The sequence below is a fragment of the Roseovarius sp. YIN77 genome (genome assembly GCF_057219155.1).
On record NZ_JBXVVI010000002.1, the window covers coordinates 81,981 to 97,644 of the forward strand.

Consider the following 15,664-nt stretch of genomic DNA (forward strand, 5'->3'; position numbering starts at 1 on the left):
GAGTTAGCTGTGGAAGCCATACTCCAAACCCTTGGCCTTGCCCAAAGCGCGGAACTGCTCTCGCTTTCCTCTCCCGGGTGGGGTGGTAACCTGCTGCGAGGCCTCGCTAATTCATTGCAAATCGCCTTTGGTGCGTTTGGCTTTGGGTTGGTGATTGGGCTTTTCGGAGCATATGGCAAAATATATGGCGGGGTGGTCACGCGTGATCTCCTCGCCATATACACGACTGTTGTCCGGGCCGTGCCGGAGCTCATCCTGATATTGATCCTGTATTATGTCGGCACCGATCTGATTAACCAGGCGTCGCAGGCATTGGGCTATGGCCGGGTGGAAATCAGTGGTGTTGTTGCAGGCATCTGGGTCCTGGGAATTGTTCAAGGTGCCTACGCAACAGAGATTTTGCGTGGCGCCATTCAGGCCGTTCCATCTGGTCAAATCGAGGCCGCACGCGCTTATGGAATGCCGTCATTCATGTTGATGCGGCGGGTGACAATCCCGGCGATGATGTCTTTCGCAACGCCCGGGCTGGCGAATTTGTGGTTGATTGCCACAAAGGACACGGCGCTGCTGGCGATTGTCGGATTTAGCGAGCTGACACTTGAAACGCGGCAGGCTGCGGCCAGTACGCGGGCGTATTTCACATTCTTCCTGGCGGCAGGTGCGCTCTATATGATCGTCACTCTGTGCTCTGGATTTGTGTTCGCCCGAATTGAAAAATGGGCGCGTCGTGGGCAACCCTCACTGAAGGGGACAAGCTGATGACGACTTTGCGTTCGCTTATGCAACCACACAGAATTTTCCTGATGGCATTGTTCGTCGGGCTGATAGTTTGGTGTGCGGTTTCACTGCGGTGGGACTGGATCCCCGAATACGCGCCGCTCGCGCTTGAGGGGCTGTGGCGCACTATATGGTTGCTGGTCGTCACCTGTGTGATGGGGTTCCTTCTGGCGGTACCGCTTGGCCTCGCCCAGGCGATTGGCCCGTGGTATTTGTCTGCCCCAGCAAAGGTATTTTGTACCGTTATCCGCGGCACGCCAATCCTGCTTCAGATCTGGTTGCTTTATTACGGGCTTGGTTCGCTCTTTCCTCAAATCCCATGGATCAGAAGCAGCGAACTTTGGCCCTATCTGCGACAAGCTTGGCCCTATGCGGTTTTGGCACTCACCCTGTCTTATGCAGGATATGAGGGCGAAATCATGCGTGGTGCATTTGCCAGTGTCAAAAAGGGCCAATTGGAAGCGGCCAAGTCTTTCGGGATGCCTCGTTTCACAATGTTCCGGCGTATTTGGTTGCCGCAGGCCATTCGTAATGTTCTGCCAACACTCGGTGGCGAAACCATTCTGCAGCTTAAGGCGACACCTCTTGTTGCCACCATCACCGTGGTCGAGATCTATTCGGTCTCTTCCCGGGTGCGGGCCGATACCTTCATCGTGTATGAGCCTTTGCTTCTGCTTGCGGCGGTCTACATGGTCATTGCTGGATTTATCGCCCTGATGTTCAATTATGTCGAAAAGCAGGTTCCAACGCGTTAGGCTGAAGTTTTGAACTGATCGGCTGCGACAGGAACCATCTTGGCGCAGCCGGACGATCCCGGCCTAAGGAGATCGTGGAAATGACGGTAAAAATGGCAACCCCCAAGGTCATGATGCTTGGCCTGCCACAGGACAATAATTCGAGCTACATGACCGGCCCGGCAATGGCGCCCACCCGTATTCGCGAGGCCTTTTTCTGCGACTCTGCCAACTTGGCAACCGAAATGGGTTTCGACCTGAATGACCAAACCCTCTGGGGCGATGCTGGTGATGTTGAGCTGGCGGATTTGCAGGGGCAGGGCGCTTTTGATGCAATACGCGGCGGCGTCGCTGATCTGATTTCAAAAGGGCACAGAGTACTCAGCCTTGGGGGCGATCATTCCGTTTCATTCCCTGCCATCAGCGCCCATGCCGATGCGTATGATGGTTTGAATATTCTGCATATCGACGCGCATCCGGACCTTTACAACAATATGCTGGACAACCATTTCAGCCACGCATCGCCATTTGCCCGTCTGATGGAAAGCGGCAAGATCAATCGTCTTGTTCAGGTGGGCATTCGCACCTGCAATCCCCACCAACGCGCGCAGGCCGAAAGGTTCGGGGTCGAAATGCATGAAATGCGTGACCTTAGCAATTTGCCGAACCTGGCGTTTGAGGGGCCGGTCTACCTGTCCCTTGATCTTGACGGTCTGGACCCGGCCTTTGCCCCGGGTGTTTCACATTACGAACCCGGCGGTCTATCGACACGTCAGGTGCTTGATCTGATTCATAAGGTGCCGGGTACGTTTGTCGGCGCTGATCTGGTAGAATTGAACCCACACCGCGATCCGCAGAAAATAACGGCCATGGTCGCCGCAAAGCTGAGCAAAGAAATCATCGGTCGATTGTTGAGCTAGTCGGGTCAGGAATGCAGTTTCCACATTGATCATGCGCCGATCAATTCTGGGCCTCGATAAAACCATTGGTTTACATCAGCACTTGCCTAAGTGAACCGCACCTGTCTAGGCTCTGTCATCATTCGGAGGGTTAGATGCGTATTCTTGTTTTGCAGCACGCAAGGGCTGAACATCCTGGTGTATTTCGTGAGTTTCTAGATGGGGATGGCCACATCTGGGATGCCGTCGAGCTGGATGAGGGGGAGCCTCTGCCCGGGTTGGACGGTTATGATGCCTTGTGGGTGATGGGCGGCCCCATGGACGTATGGGAAGAAGATAAACATCCATGGCTTAAGGCTGAAAAAGCGCTCATTCATGATGCGGTGAAAGAAAGAGGATTGCCTTTTCTTGGCCTGTGCCTTGGTCATCAGTTGCTTGCACAGGCGCTGGGCGGAAAGGTTGGCTTGTCTGAAACTCCAGAGATCGGAGTGTGCAACGTCCAGCTGACAGAGTTGGGCGCGACAGGAATTTTATTTGATGAGATCCCTGAACAATTTGCCTGCCTTCAGTGGCATAGTGCCGAGGTCAAACAGATGCCTGCAGGTGCGGAATGTTTGGCTACATCACCTGAATGTGCGGTCCAGGCGATGCGTTGGGGCAACCGCGCCTATTCGCTGCAGTTTCACGTCGAGATCGAAAAAGAGACCGTGATCAACTGGGCCGATATCCCAGAATATGCGAATGCGCTGGACCAGGCGATGGGCCCGGGCGCGGTAAAGCGTTTAGATCAGGACTGCGCCGCGCGGATGTCAGAGTTTAACCGAATGGCAGAGCGTATCTACATCAACTGGCTGCAAACCGCCGCCATGGCGATCAGCTAGGTTTCTGCCGCCCGGGTCAATGACAGACGCGCGGTTTCCAGATGCTCTTTCATGGCGGTTGCGGCACGTTCAGGTTCGCGGTCACGGATCGCGTTCAGAATTTCGCGATGTTGTGCGTTGTATTGCTGGATGATTTCATTGCCCAGCGTCAGTCGACGCATTCGGGTCCATTCATCCTGACCACGGACAGAGGTGATCTGATCAATCATCCAAATCAACAGTCCGTTTCGCGTGCATTCAACCAGCGCTTTGTGAAATGATGTATCGGCATCCGCGAATGCCCTTGGATTGCTTTGATTGGCCTCCATATGCTCGCAGAGCTGTTCCAATCGATCAAAATCCGCACGTCGCCCATGCAATACGGCAAGCCGGCAGATATGAGGCTCAAGGGCGAAGCGTGCATCCATCAGTTCCAAAGGGTTGGCAACGGCGACCGCCGTGACGCTCAGGGCATCCGGGCGGTGGGTAACATATGTCCCGCTGCCCGCTCTGATTTCGACGAAGTTTTCTTCCTCCAACCGGTTTAAAGCCTCGCGTATAGTGCCCCTGGCAACACGATGTGTGTCGGCAAGCGTGCGCTCAGACGGGAGCTTGTCATGTAGCTGCAAACTGCCATTGGTGATTTGGCGTCTGATTAATGTGGCAACATCGGCAGAGCCCAATTTGTTTTTGGGTGTGCTTGTCATTCTATATTCCCGATTTTGATCCAATTATATACCAAAATAGGCGATATACCAGTGAAATATCAAAATTGGATCATAAATGGTTGACATTTGGTCCAGCGACGGAAAATAATATCGTGAAAGGCGCGAATTACATCGCTGGCTGTGCGTAGCTGCCAGTTATCTGGGGAACATTTCCAATGGCTTTTCCTGCCCATGCTGACTTTCTTATCGTCGGAGCCGGTATCCATGGTCTGTCGACCGCGTGGCGGCTTGCCGACCGATTGATCGAAGCAGGGGAGGATGTCGAGGGGCGAATTATCGTCTTGGATAAATCCGGAATTGCTTCGGGGGCGTCAGGGATTGCCTGTGGGGTGGTGCGCAACAATTACTTCCAACCGGCAATGCGCAAGCTCATGGCACATTCCGTGGGAGTTTGGGAAAGCGATCCAAAGGCGCTTAGCTATCATCCGGTCGGCTATATGCAGATTTCCTGTGAATCGATGCATAATGATGTGGCCTCGATTTTCGAGCAACAGCAGGCGATTGGTTATGAAAGCTCTTTCATCGAAGGGACCGAAGCCTGCGACAGGTATATGCAAGATATGTTCAGCGACTGGCAGGCCAAGGGTATCACCTCTGTCCTGCATGAAAAGCGCGGTGGATATTCCAACAATACCAAATCCATGTATGGCATTGCCAAAATGGTCGAAGATCGGGGCGTGCGCATCCTGACCGGCGTGGCGGTCAAAGGGTTGAACAGTGAAAGTACCACGTCCAGCATTCAATCGGTTGAGACGGATAAGGGAACCATATCCTGTGATCGGCTGATTATTGCCCCGGGCCCCTGGGCGCGCGATTTCTGGGAAATGCTAGGCATGCCCAAACAGATTTCAGTCAAAGGGTTAGACGGTCAGGTTCACACTAACGTGGATATGTGGAGGTTCTGGCAATTGGAGGAGGGCGTCCTGCAGGTGCCGCCTGAAACACTGCAAACCAATGACGGCAAGGTGCCGCCGGTGATCCATGTTGATACGGACGCGCCGCTTTATTCTGTCGAGGATGGCTCGCTGGTCACGGACGAAATGTGGGGCATCTACTATAAACCTGATTGGCATTTTGGGGGTATTCAGGGCGGGGCGTCGCCCTACAAGGTCGACACGCCTGTCGATCAGGTTGCGATCGACCCCTACGGACCATCGTCGCCTGAATTTGTCGCCTCTGATCAATTTGCCCATATGTGGGTCTCTGCATTGGCGCATTGCCACAAACGATTTGAAGGAATGATGGGCAAGTACCATCGCGAAGCATCGGGCGGAATTGGCTGTTTTACGGCCGACAGCTTTCCGGTCTTTGATCATTTCCATGAAAACGCAACTTTGATTGCCGACAGCAACCATGGCTGGAAGATGCTGGGTGTGGGCCATCTGATCGCTGACGAAGTGTTGGGGGAAACGCAGGACCTGCTGGAACCTTTCCGCTTTGATCGCTTTGAGAAGGGCCAACTTCACCCGGTCTCCAACAGCCCCTATCCGTGGAGTTAACCAAAACATTCTAACGACTGGGACGTGTGAAACTGAAAAACAGGGAGAATAATCGTGGCCGAAACTGACCTGGAAAGATTTGTCGAAACGCCGGGGCGTGACGAAAAGATCAAGGAAGTCCGAAAGATGATTGATGCGATGGAGATTGAATATCTCTATCTGCAATTTGTTTCGGTGACAGGCAAAATCATGGGCAAGGGCATCCCCGCCGACCACTGGGAACAAGTGGCGAAAAAGGGATTTCAGCTGGTTTATGGGGCTACGGTCAACCTGTTTACAGATCGCGCCGGCAACTACCTTGGCTATGGGCCGGAAGCGGCCGAACTGATTGGTATTCCAGAACCAGAAACCTTCATGCAGCTGCCATGGGCGCCACAGATTGGCCGGTTCTATTGCACCTTGTTTCGCAATCGCGAAGAGAAAGTGGATCCAGGGGCTTACCTGACGGCGGATTGCCGTGGCAACCTACGTCGCCTTCACGAGGAATTTAAGGCCAAGCATGGCCGCAGCCTGCGCATCGGAACCGAACCCGAAATGATGTGGCTGAAGTTTGATGAGAACGGCAAGCCAAAGGACGGATATTCAAAACCGTACTGCTATCACATCGATCAGTTCGAAAGCCTGCGCCCGGTATCAATGCAGGTGATCCGCTATGCCCGCAAGATGGGCTTGGACATGATCCAGGGCGATCACGAAGACGCGCCGGGCCAATTGGAACTGAACTGGATGTTCGATGATGTTCTGCGCAATGCAGATCGCTTGACAACCTACCGTCAGATATGTGCCCAGGTGGCGCGTGAGAACGGGATTTTCGCCTGCTTCATGACCAAACCCTTCATGGGTGTGTCAGCCTCTGGCTGTCACCATAATATGTCGCTGTGGCGCGGGGGCGAGGATGAGTTCGTGCGGACCGGCAATGATCCGGACAATCTGCCAGGCATGCGCGACAATTACATGTATGTCAAAGGTGGCGAAAACACCTTTATGCCCGATGATGATGATCCGCAAATGCCCGGGCAAGAAGGGCTGGAGGCAATCGGTGGCGTCGTTCATCACTTGCAGGCCCTGACCGCGATTGGCTGTTCAACCGTCAATTCCTATCGCCGATTGTGGGATACGGGGTTCTGGGCGCCTGTTTTCGCCGATTGGGGTTTTCAGAACCGGACGACGGGTCTGCGGGTTTCTGCCCCGGGTCGGTTTGAATATCGCTCTGTCGATTCAATGGTGAACCCGTACCTGATGGGGTCCACACTGTTGGCGGCGATGGATGACGGGATCAGCAACAAACTGGACCCAGGCGCACCGGAAGAGCGCAACATTTACGAAGCGATTGAAGCCGGCAAGCAAGTCAAGAAGCTTCCGATGTCGTTGGGCGAGGCGTTGGCGCATCTTGAAAACAGCGACGTTGTACGTCGCGGCATGCCTGGCGAGATGTACCGCTTGTATCACGAATATAAGTACGACGAATACGCCCGCTTCATGTCTACGGTGACTGATTGGGACAATGAAACCTACATGGAATGTCTGCCCTAAGGCGTTCCTGAAATCCCGGTGGTGGGGCATGTGTCCCGCCAACCAATAGCTACGGTCAATAGGAGGCAATTCTCAAAATGTGCGGAATCGCAGGACTTATTCACAAGGGTAAAACCTCTAACGTCGGGGCCGAGATGACCTCGATGTTGCAGGCCCTGAAACACCGGGGGCCGGATTCGACCGGCTACGCGGTTTATGCCGAAAGCGGCAATCCCGAAGACTATATCATGCGCGTCAAAGTCGCCGAGGCAGAAGATCGCAATATTGGTCACGGCGTGCATAAGATGATTGCCGACCGGATCGCGCGGGTTGATGCGATATTGGAAGAGCACGGCGCCGTGGTGAAATCCAAGGAAGCACCGCAGGAATATTCGCTCAGGTATGTGATAAATCATGACGGCGACACCGCCGCGATGGCCACCCATATCGAAGAGGATAAAGTCACCGAAATCCTGTCCATGGGCAGCGGGCTGGAACTGATCAAGGATCTGGGTGATGCGTCGGTCGTGGCTGCGGCATATGGCCTGAACGATTTTACCGGCACTCACGGAATTGGTCACACGCGTATGGCCACGGAATCTGACGTGGATATCAAATCCGCCCACCCATATTGGGCGTTTCCCTACAACGACATCAGCGTTGTTCATAATGGTCAGATCACCAATTACTGGATCATGCGACGCGAAATGGAGCGCAGGGGCCACCGGTTCCAGTCGAACTGCGATTCAGAGCTGTTGGCAGTCTACACGGCCCATAATCTGGCAAATGGTGTCGATCTGGAAGAAAGCCTGCGCCGTTCCATCGAAGAAATTGATGGTGTCTTTACCTATCTGGTTTGCACAAAGGATCAGTTGGGCATGGCCAAAGACACCATGGCGGCAAAACCTCTGGTTTTGTACGAATCCGACGATTTGATTGCCATGGCTTCGGAAGAAGTCGCAATCCGCGCCATTCTTCCGCAGGAAATTGACACAACCGATCCCTACGATGAGGAGGTCCGAGTATGGCAAGCGTAAGCGACGCCGAACTAAAGGCAATGACGCAGGAAGAGCGCGTAACCGCGCTTGGAATGCGGACGGAACAGTTGACGGGCAAATCCCTTTATGTGGAATTTGACCCCGATGCGGAGGAGCGTTTCGAATATCCTTGGGCGCCACAGGTCGATTTCAACAAGCGGACCGAAATCGACACCGACGACATGACCACCACAGAGGTCAACACAAAAATTCGGGAACTGATGGCCGAGGGGTACGGGACCATCGTCCTAAAAAATCCACGCGGCAAGCATTCTCTGGGTGTTGGCATTCTTTCAAAACTGAACCTGATCATCGACGGATCAACCGGCTATTTTTCGACAGGCCTTTTGGATGGCCCGAATGTGCGCGTGAACGGTCGCGTCGGGTGGTCCTGCGGTGAAAACATGATGTCAGGCACTGTCATCGTCGAAAAGAACGCGGGCTCCACTTTCGGTGCTGCGATCCGTGGTGGCGATCTGGTGTGCAAAGGATCGGTTGGATCGAGAACAGGGATCGACCAGAAGGGCGGCACAATCATCGTAGGCGGCGACACGGGGGCATTGTCAGGCTTCATGATGCAGCGCGGGCGCATGGTTGTGTGCGGAAATGCCGGGAAAAACCTGGGCGACTCCATGTATGACGGCACCATTTTTGTGGGCGGGGAAATCCGGTCACTGGGCGTTGATGCTGTCGAGGAACCGTTGAGCGATCTGGATAAAGCCTGGCTGACCCGCAAGCTGACCCAATATGGGATGATGCCGGAAAAAGGCGTTGATCATTTCAAGAAGGTCGTGGCGGGCAAGATGCTGTGGAACTACGACAATCTGGAACCAAATGAGAAGAAACTCATCCTCTAACGACCTGATGCTAAAGGAGAATACTCATGGCTGATGGAGGCCAAAACAAAAAACCCGCACTGGCACGGGACGTCAACCGGATTGGGGATAGTTTCATCTTTCCGCCCCACGTTATGGACGACATTCACATCAAATCTGAATTGGGCCGCTACCGTATGCGCGGCTTCTCTCTGTTCAAGAAAATCCCCCATTGGGATGATCTGACCTTTCTGCCGGGCACGCTGACACGCTTCGTGATTGAGGGGTACCGAGAAAAATGTGAAACCCGCACAATCATTGGTCCACGGGCAAAGAAACCCCTGGATCTGGATATCCCGGTCTATGTCACCGGCATGAGCTTTGGCGCCTTGTCTTACGAGGCGAAAACCGCACTGGCCCGGGGCGCAACAATGGCGGGCACCGCGACATGCTCTGGCGAGGGGGGGATGATCCCCGATGAACGGCGCTATAGCTCAAAATGGTTCTATCAATGTATCCAGTCGCGCTATGGCTTTAATCCGAACCACCTGATTTTGGCGGATGGGTGCGAGTTCTTTATCGGTCAAGGCTGCAAAGTGGGTCTGGGTGGTCACCTGATGGGCCAAAAAGTGACCGATCAGGTCGCTGAAATGCGTTCACTTCCTGCAGGTATCGACCAAAGATCCCCGGCGCGTCACCCGGATTGGCTGGGCCCGGATGATCTGGCCCTGAAGATCCTTGAAATACGCGAGGCAACAGATGGCCAAATACCTATCCAACTGAAACTGGGCGCATCGCGTGTGTATGACGATGTGCGCATGGCGGTGAAATGTGATCCAGACTCGATTTATATCGATGGTATGGAAGGCAGCACCGGCGCGGGCCCGCACCTTGCGACCGAGGACACTGGTGTTCCCGGCATGGCTGCAATTCGTCAGGCGCGCAAGGCAATTGATGATCTGGGCAAGCGGGGGGAAATCAGCCTGGTCTATGCCGGTGGTATCCGCAATGGCGCCGATGTCGCCAAGGCAATTGCGCTGGGTGCAGATGCGATCGCGATCGGCCATTCGGTCATGATGGCGCTGAACTGTAACAAGGATATTCCAGAGGCCAATTACCCAGAGGAAATAGGCGCTGAACCCGGATATTGCTATCATTGCCACACCGGACGTTGCCCGGTTGGCGTGGCAACCCAGGATCCGGTCCTGCGCCAAAGGCTTGATCCAGATGAGGCGGCCGAACGGGTGTATAACTTCCTGCATACGCTGACGATCGAGGCACAGCTATTTGCCCGTGCCTGCGGGAAAACCCACGTGCACAGTCTGGAGCCCGAAGACCTTGCCGCACTGACAATGGAAGCATCGGCAATGGCTGGCGTTCCGCTTGCAGGCACCAACCACACCGTTGGCGTCGAAGATTATCATAACCTGTAAGGAGCAAAAATCATGGCTGGAACACAGTATCGCGGCTCCGAGATCAAAGACGTCGATCAGTTTCTGAACGACGCCGATGGTCTGGAAACAGAGCGTGAGAAGGAAATTGGTCAGCACATTGGGTATCGCTACGACGTAAACCTTGTGCCGGACTATGGCCGGATCACTCCCTTCCTGCAGAAATACATCGAAACGATGGGCTGGGATGATCTGAACTGGCTGGAAGATATCCATATGGGATATGAGGAAGGTAAGCCTGCCGTCTTTGACCGCAACAACAACGGTTGGGTCCGCATTCCTGATACAATCGAACTGCCGGACAATCAGCAGGATCGCGACATGATCGCGCGCGAGCTGCTGATCAAATTCCAGATGTCGGACAGGCACCCGCTTGTTGCCCTGCGCAAAGCCTATATGAAATTCTAAAACAGGTGGCGCGCCGTTGAACATCTTCGGTCAAGAAAACAACTGGGCACCCGAACTCGCATTAAGTGTTGATCGGGTGTCGGGTGCGGATAAGATATTGATTGAAAACGTATTCTCATTTCCCAGCGTACACAGGAACATCCGATGAGTTCTGTTTCAGCCGCACTTGGTCAGACCTTTACTGATCATCCGATAAAAAGCGCCTTCTTGAAGTGGCAATGCCATATTCGTCAGTTGATGATGCGGGAAGGGCAGGGGCGACCCGTGGACGGGATCATGCCCCATGTGATCTTGCCCGGAGAAGAAGAGCCGTTAGGCCAGATCATTACAATCCTAAACAAATCGCCCGGATATTCGGTGACACCGGAATTGGTTCATATGAATTCCAAGACGCATGATCCGGCGCAAAAACGGGATCAGGCGCTACAGTATTTTTCCGCAACTTATTATCAAAGGCACAAAGAGTTTTCCGACATCCTGACGGCGACATTTCCGCCTGGGTCACCGGGGGCCGCAAAAATTCGCACGGCCGGCACATGCACATTGGTGTTTGAGGCTTACAACCAACGGTTCGATCTTGCCTGCAAGGTTTGGAAATTGGCGGCGCACAATCCGCTATTTGCCGCAACGATGGCCCATAACCGGCTGTTCAACCAATCGCTGCCGTCCGACAGTGTGATACTGGGGTTTGAACCGGATTGGAGCAAATCCACCGCATCCTGAGGGGCGGCTGCGGACAATGTATCACGCCATCCCGTTACAATAGTCAGATGCTCCTACGATGCGAACGCATCCGCAACCGCTTTGGCGGCCAGTTGTGTGCGGGATTTGACGTCGAGCTTTTCGTAGATATGGGACAGATGTACCTTCACCGTGCCACGCGCGATGAACATGCGCTCTGCGATTTCGGGATTGGATAGCCCCTCCGTCGCAAGGGCGACAACGCGCCGCTCTGTGGGGGTCAGACTGTCCCAGCCCATCAGGGGCCGGGCCCGTTTGCCCCGCATGCGAGAGATCAGCCCGATAATCTCCTCCAGATCGGAACTGGCGGTGCTTTGCTGCAATTCGGCATGTGCCGACGCCCCCAATGCCTGTTCCAGCCCGGCCAGCAGCCCCTGATGATGGGCGTCTTCGGCCTTGCCGCGGATCAGTGTGATGTCATCGCGTGTATGATCAACAAATGCCAGAACACGACCCGCGTCTTCGTACTTTTCTTTGGCAATCAGAATTTCGGCGATAGCCCCCATTGTCCGCAAAAGCCCCGGCAACAGGCCCGCATCGCGTTGGATTTCCAATGCCTCGTGCAAATTCGCCTCTGCCGCTCCTGTATCCCCCCGGGCCAGCGCATGGCGCCCGCGTAAGTAGCTGATCAGCCCATTGATCAACGGGTTTTTCAGGGATGTGGACATCTGTTCAGCATCGTCGAGCAGTGCCGTTGCCTGATCAAATCCTCCCAATGCAATCTGCGCGGCAGCAGAGGCCACAGCCAATTGCGCGGCCCAGACCGGGATGCCGGCTGATTTTAATCCTTCAACATGGCCGCCAATCATATCCAGCGTGGCTTGTGGGGTACCGGCGGCGACCTCGATCATACCAAGCTGAAACATGGTTTCCGGCACAGCCAGAAACGTACCGGTCACAGTGGCTGTTTGCATGGCAGCCAGCATTTCCTGTCGGGCCTCATCAACCTTTCCACGATCAGCCTTTAATGCCGAAGACCAAGCATGTGCAAATCCACCCGTGGCATGATCCCCGACGTAGCGCGCGTTTTCGACAGCAATAGTAAGCGCGGCATCGGCGGCGTCCAGATCGCCACCGTCACGGGCAAAATATCCTTTCACCGCGTTCCCCCACGCCCGCAGGTACCGACTGTTGTGTTGGTCGGCGATGGCCAGGAGGTTTTCAACCGCGACGCTTCCGCCCGCAATTTCATGCGAGAAGAGATATACAGCCGTGATCATTTTGATGCCGTGGGTTTCTGCCCAGCTATCCTGTATGTCACCGCCAAGCTTGATGCATCGGCTAAGAGAGTCATAACCCGCCGTTGGATCGGATACCGATTGCGCAAATCCAATCATGTCCAGTGCGCGCGCCTCGGTCCAGGGATCATTCAATTGCTGCGACATTTCCAGCGCCTGCATTGCTCGCGGAAATGCCAGATCCATCCGGCCGCCATAAGCACACACATGCGATGCCCCCCATAGGGCCCGCGCCGTTAGCAGATCGGGCGCGTCTGGGCGCGCCAAGGCGATGTCGTACCAACGCATCCCATGCTGATACTGGCCCCAAATTTCATAATATCCCGTCAGGGCGGTCAGCAGACGTAAGAGCAGGCTGGGGTCGTCATGGCTTTCGGCGAAAACCAGGGCATCTTCCAGATTGTCAAATTCTGTATGGATTTGCGCCATCAGATCCGGCCCGTCCCCAAGGATCAGCCGCTGGGCGCGGTACTCTGAGAAATCAACGAAATGGGCCAGATGCGCGGCCCTGGCGGCGTTGGTTTCATCAACCTCTGCCTGTTTTTCAAGAAAAAATTCCCGCACGGTTTCAAGGAAGCGAAAACGCGGCTCTGCGCCTGATCTGTCAAGCTGAACGATGGACATATCGACCAGACGTTGCAGCAGGTCGAGAACACTGTCATCAGCGGGCGCAACCTCTGCACCAATCGCATTCGCGGCGTCCAGTGTGAACCCCCGCAAAACGCACAGCCGCCGCGCGAGCGCCTGTTCGGCCGGGGTCATCAAATCATAACTCCACGCCACCGACGCCCGCAGCGATTTGTGATGATCCATCGCATCACGCGTTCCGCCCGTCAGCAATTCAAACCGCTTGTCCAGCCCGGCCAGAATTTGTGCTGCTCCCATCATAGAGGTCCGGGCCGCCGCCAGTTCAATGGCCAGCGGCACGCCATCCAAACGCTCTACGATTTCCTTGATGGATACTGCAGCGGCAGGATCAGAGGCAATTTGGGCACCTGCCTGACGGGCACGTTCCAAGAACAAATCGATCCCATCTTCGGCATTCAGGGGCGGAACCTGATGCACGAATTCACCGCTAATGTGTATGGGTTCCCGGCTGGTTGCCAGAATCCGGGCTTTTGGGGAATTGGCCAAGATCTGTGCTGTGAGCTCGGCACAACCCGCCAAAACTTGTTCGCAATTGTCCAACACCAATAGGATCTTGCGTTCCGCAATCTGTCGCGCAATCGTATCGGCCAGCGCTTTTTGCTCCTCCTCCAACACCCCCAGTACCCGCGACACGGCGCCGGCGACGCCTGAGTCCCGAAACACACCTGTCAGGTCAATGAACCAGACCCCGTCTTTGAAGTCGTCAATCTGGGCACGCGCAACTTTTTTGGCAATCCGGGTCTTTCCGGTGCCCCCGGGACCGGTCAATGTTACCAATCGATGTGCGGCCAGTTGGTGCTTTAGCCCTGTTAACTCGCTGGCACGGCCAACCAGTGACGACAATTCAAGCGGTAAATTTGTTTGGATATTCAATGCTGTTCCCCCCAGGTTAAAGTAACTTTTGCACAGATTTGGTGGCATATGGAATTTTTTTACCTGGTATATGCCACCTGGCAGATGTTCGGCGATTCTGGGCGGCGTAAACCTAACTCACATCAGACATTCGGGATGCTCTCGAAATGCAAAACAAGGAGTTAAGGACATGACCATCGCAACAACAGCACGTGAGTTTTTCGAAGCTTGTGAAACCGGACAAGGCTGGGAAGTGTGCAAACAATACTGCCACAACGATGCGACTTTTGATTGCCAGGCCGACGCGCTGGCCGATACGTCAACACTGGAAGGCTACACAAACTGGACCAAGGCCATCCTGACGCCGATGCCCGACGGCCATTATGAGCTCAAGGGTTTTGCGGCAGATGAGGAGCGCGGCACTGTTGTCGTATCGTCCGTCTTCCACGGAACCCAAACCGGCGAGGGCGGCCCGGTTCCGCCGACCGGCAAAACGATTGCCACGGATTATGCATACACGATCAATTTCGAGGGCGGCAGAATTCGCCACCTGACCAAGATCTGGAATGACACGGTTGCGATGCGGCAGCTTGGTTGGGCGTAAAACCCGCCCGGGCTGAGCTGTCACAGCGCAGCCTTCCACACAGGCTGTCATCACTTTTCGGGGGTTGCGTGCCACGCGACCCCCAATAGCTGTTTTGAGCGTGTTCGCTGAAATGGGCCTTTTGCGCCTGTCTTGGTCAAACAAAGCGGACATATTGCCAGTAATTACAATCTCCTATCCAGTTGAGAACGTGGTATACTCTAAGCAGAGACATGGGTTGACGCGACCAAGAAGAGGCCCTCATCATCAGGTTCTGGAAGGAACGACATGTACAGAATCCGCCTTTTCGCGATACGCCATTCACGCAGGTTCGAATGGATATACAAACGGGTCGAGGCCAGCCTTGTGTTCATGGATCCGTTGTTTTCGCGCATTGGGTACAATCGGGTCGAACGTCCCGTCTCTTTTGTGGAAAAGCAGATCAAGACGCTCTTGTTTGATTGCCAGATGTGCGGGCAATGTGCCCTCTCATCAACTGGCATGTCCTGCCCGATGAACTGCCCGAAACAATTGCGCAACGGCCCGTGTGGCGGCGTTCGGCCCGGTGGGTTCTGTGAGGTCAAGCCAGACATGAAATGCGTCTGGGCGCTGGCCTGGGATGGGGCCAGCCGCATGAAAGAGGGCTCCATTCAGATCAACAATGTCCTGCCACCTGTCGACAACAGGCTAAAAGGGTCATCGTCGTGGCTGCGTGTCAGCCGCGAGAAAGCCAACCAACGCCGAGAGTTGCGCCAATCTGCCCGCGAAACGATGGCGAATGCGTTTGCAGAGGCCCGCTCGCTAGAACCCGCCACGGCCCCGGTTGCCCAAGAACCGGCCAACGCGGTTAATCGGGACGCAAAGGCCAAGAGGTGACAGCAG

The 15,664-nt window shown here is 54.8% G+C and carries 15 protein-coding genes; 13 read left to right on the forward strand and 2 right to left on the reverse strand.

Annotated elements, in window-relative coordinates:
• Positions 1-9: 9 nt before the first annotated feature.
• The 4 genes from AC2D8P_RS04170 to AC2D8P_RS04185 all read left to right on the forward strand — a co-directional run bounded on the left by AC2D8P_RS04170 (position 10) and on the right by AC2D8P_RS04185 (position 3,291).
• Positions 10-759, forward strand: coding sequence for an ABC transporter permease (locus AC2D8P_RS04170; RefSeq protein ID WP_484700758.1), 750 nt, complete (start codon positions 10-12; stop codon positions 757-759).
• On the forward strand, positions 759-1,532 hold the full coding sequence (locus AC2D8P_RS04175; protein ID WP_484700759.1) for an ABC transporter permease: 774 nt from the start codon (positions 759-761) through the stop codon (positions 1,530-1,532). The genes AC2D8P_RS04170 and AC2D8P_RS04175 overlap by 1 nt, the downstream gene beginning before the upstream one ends.
• An 80-nt stretch (positions 1,533-1,612) precedes the next feature.
• Positions 1,613-2,431: an agmatinase gene (gene speB / locus AC2D8P_RS04180; protein WP_484700760.1), complete on the forward strand. Its 819-nt coding sequence runs from the start codon at positions 1,613-1,615 to the stop codon at positions 2,429-2,431.
• Between the two features lie 134 nt (positions 2,432-2,565).
• Positions 2,566-3,291, forward strand: coding sequence for a type 1 glutamine amidotransferase (locus AC2D8P_RS04185; protein ID WP_484700762.1), 726 nt, complete (start codon positions 2,566-2,568; stop codon positions 3,289-3,291).
• On the opposite strand, the gene AC2D8P_RS04190 is transcribed toward AC2D8P_RS04185, so the two are convergent.
• Entirely contained in the window at positions 3,288-3,977 is a 690-nt protein-coding gene (locus AC2D8P_RS04190; RefSeq protein ID WP_484700764.1) for a FadR/GntR family transcriptional regulator, read from the reverse strand. The two genes, AC2D8P_RS04185 and AC2D8P_RS04190, sit on opposite strands and share 4 nt — an antisense overlap.
• A 176-nt stretch (positions 3,978-4,153) precedes the next feature.
• Between AC2D8P_RS04190 and AC2D8P_RS04195 the strand changes: the two genes are divergently transcribed.
• From AC2D8P_RS04195 to AC2D8P_RS04225, 7 genes are all read left to right on the forward strand, one after another.
• On the forward strand, positions 4,154-5,497 hold the full coding sequence (locus AC2D8P_RS04195) for an NAD(P)/FAD-dependent oxidoreductase (protein WP_484700765.1): 1,344 nt from the start codon (positions 4,154-4,156) through the stop codon (positions 5,495-5,497).
• Between the two features lie 54 nt (positions 5,498-5,551).
• On the forward strand, positions 5,552-7,030 hold the full coding sequence (locus AC2D8P_RS04200) for a glutamine synthetase family protein (RefSeq protein WP_484700767.1): 1,479 nt from the start codon (positions 5,552-5,554) through the stop codon (positions 7,028-7,030).
• Positions 7,031-7,107: 77 nt separating this feature from the next.
• Positions 7,108-8,046, forward strand: coding sequence for a class II glutamine amidotransferase domain-containing protein (locus AC2D8P_RS04205; protein ID WP_484700768.1), 939 nt, complete (start codon positions 7,108-7,110; stop codon positions 8,044-8,046).
• Complete coding sequence (locus AC2D8P_RS04210; RefSeq protein WP_484700770.1) at positions 8,034-8,903, forward strand: GltB/FmdC/FwdC-like GXGXG domain-containing protein; 870 nt, start codon at positions 8,034-8,036, stop codon at positions 8,901-8,903. The genes AC2D8P_RS04205 and AC2D8P_RS04210 overlap by 13 nt, the downstream gene beginning before the upstream one ends.
• 26 nt (positions 8,904-8,929) lie before the next feature.
• Positions 8,930-10,294: an FMN-binding glutamate synthase family protein gene (locus AC2D8P_RS04215; protein ID WP_484700772.1), complete on the forward strand. Its 1,365-nt coding sequence runs from the start codon at positions 8,930-8,932 to the stop codon at positions 10,292-10,294.
• Positions 10,295-10,306: 12 nt separating this feature from the next.
• Positions 10,307-10,720 carry a hypothetical protein gene (locus AC2D8P_RS04220; RefSeq protein WP_484700773.1) on the forward strand — a complete coding sequence of 138 codons (414 nt, stop codon included), beginning with the start codon at positions 10,307-10,309 and terminating at the stop codon, positions 10,718-10,720.
• Between the two features lie 144 nt (positions 10,721-10,864).
• On the forward strand, positions 10,865-11,443 hold the full coding sequence (locus AC2D8P_RS04225; protein WP_484700775.1) for a hypothetical protein: 579 nt from the start codon (positions 10,865-10,867) through the stop codon (positions 11,441-11,443).
• Positions 11,444-11,496: 53 nt separating this feature from the next.
• On the opposite strand, the gene AC2D8P_RS04230 is transcribed toward AC2D8P_RS04225, so the two are convergent.
• A complete protein-coding gene (locus tag AC2D8P_RS04230; RefSeq protein ID WP_484700776.1) occupies positions 11,497-14,220 on the reverse strand; it encodes a LuxR C-terminal-related transcriptional regulator in 2,724 nt (907 codons plus the stop codon).
• A 169-nt stretch (positions 14,221-14,389) separates the two neighbouring features.
• On the opposite strand from AC2D8P_RS04230, the gene AC2D8P_RS04235 reads away from it, so the two are divergent.
• Complete coding sequence (locus AC2D8P_RS04235) at positions 14,390-14,803, forward strand: ester cyclase (protein WP_484700777.1); 414 nt, start codon at positions 14,390-14,392, stop codon at positions 14,801-14,803.
• Positions 14,804-15,070: 267 nt separating this feature from the next.
• The gene (locus AC2D8P_RS04240; RefSeq protein WP_484700779.1) at positions 15,071-15,658 is read left to right on the forward strand and encodes a methylenetetrahydrofolate reductase C-terminal domain-containing protein; all 588 of its coding nucleotides are present in this window, start codon (positions 15,071-15,073) and stop codon (positions 15,656-15,658) included.
• The last annotated feature ends 6 nt before the right edge of the window (positions 15,659-15,664 follow it).

Bases quoted from the DNA above. Each gene is read 5' to 3' on its own strand.
- AC2D8P_RS04175 (WP_484700759.1), top strand. From the start codon at position 759: ATGACGACTTTGCGTTCGCTTATGCAACCACACAGAATTTTCCTGATG.
- speB (WP_484700760.1), top strand. From the start codon at position 1,613: ATGACGGTAAAAATGGCAACCCCCAAGGTCATGATGCTTGGCCTGCCA.
- AC2D8P_RS04185 (WP_484700762.1), top strand. From the start codon at position 2,566: ATGCGTATTCTTGTTTTGCAGCACGCAAGGGCTGAACATCCTGGTGTA.
- AC2D8P_RS04190 (WP_484700764.1), bottom strand. From the start codon at position 3,977: ATGACAAGCACACCCAAAAACAAATTGGGCTCTGCCGATGTTGCCACA.
- AC2D8P_RS04195 (WP_484700765.1), top strand. From the start codon at position 4,154: ATGGCTTTTCCTGCCCATGCTGACTTTCTTATCGTCGGAGCCGGTATC.
- AC2D8P_RS04205 (WP_484700768.1), top strand. From the start codon at position 7,108: ATGTGCGGAATCGCAGGACTTATTCACAAGGGTAAAACCTCTAACGTC.
- AC2D8P_RS04210 (WP_484700770.1), top strand. From the start codon at position 8,034: ATGGCAAGCGTAAGCGACGCCGAACTAAAGGCAATGACGCAGGAAGAG.
- AC2D8P_RS04215 (WP_484700772.1), top strand. From the start codon at position 8,930: ATGGCTGATGGAGGCCAAAACAAAAAACCCGCACTGGCACGGGACGTC.
- AC2D8P_RS04220 (WP_484700773.1), top strand. From the start codon at position 10,307: ATGGCTGGAACACAGTATCGCGGCTCCGAGATCAAAGACGTCGATCAG.
- AC2D8P_RS04225 (WP_484700775.1), top strand. From the start codon at position 10,865: ATGAGTTCTGTTTCAGCCGCACTTGGTCAGACCTTTACTGATCATCCG.
- AC2D8P_RS04235 (WP_484700777.1), top strand. From the start codon at position 14,390: ATGACCATCGCAACAACAGCACGTGAGTTTTTCGAAGCTTGTGAAACC.
- AC2D8P_RS04240 (WP_484700779.1), top strand. From the start codon at position 15,071: ATGTACAGAATCCGCCTTTTCGCGATACGCCATTCACGCAGGTTCGAA.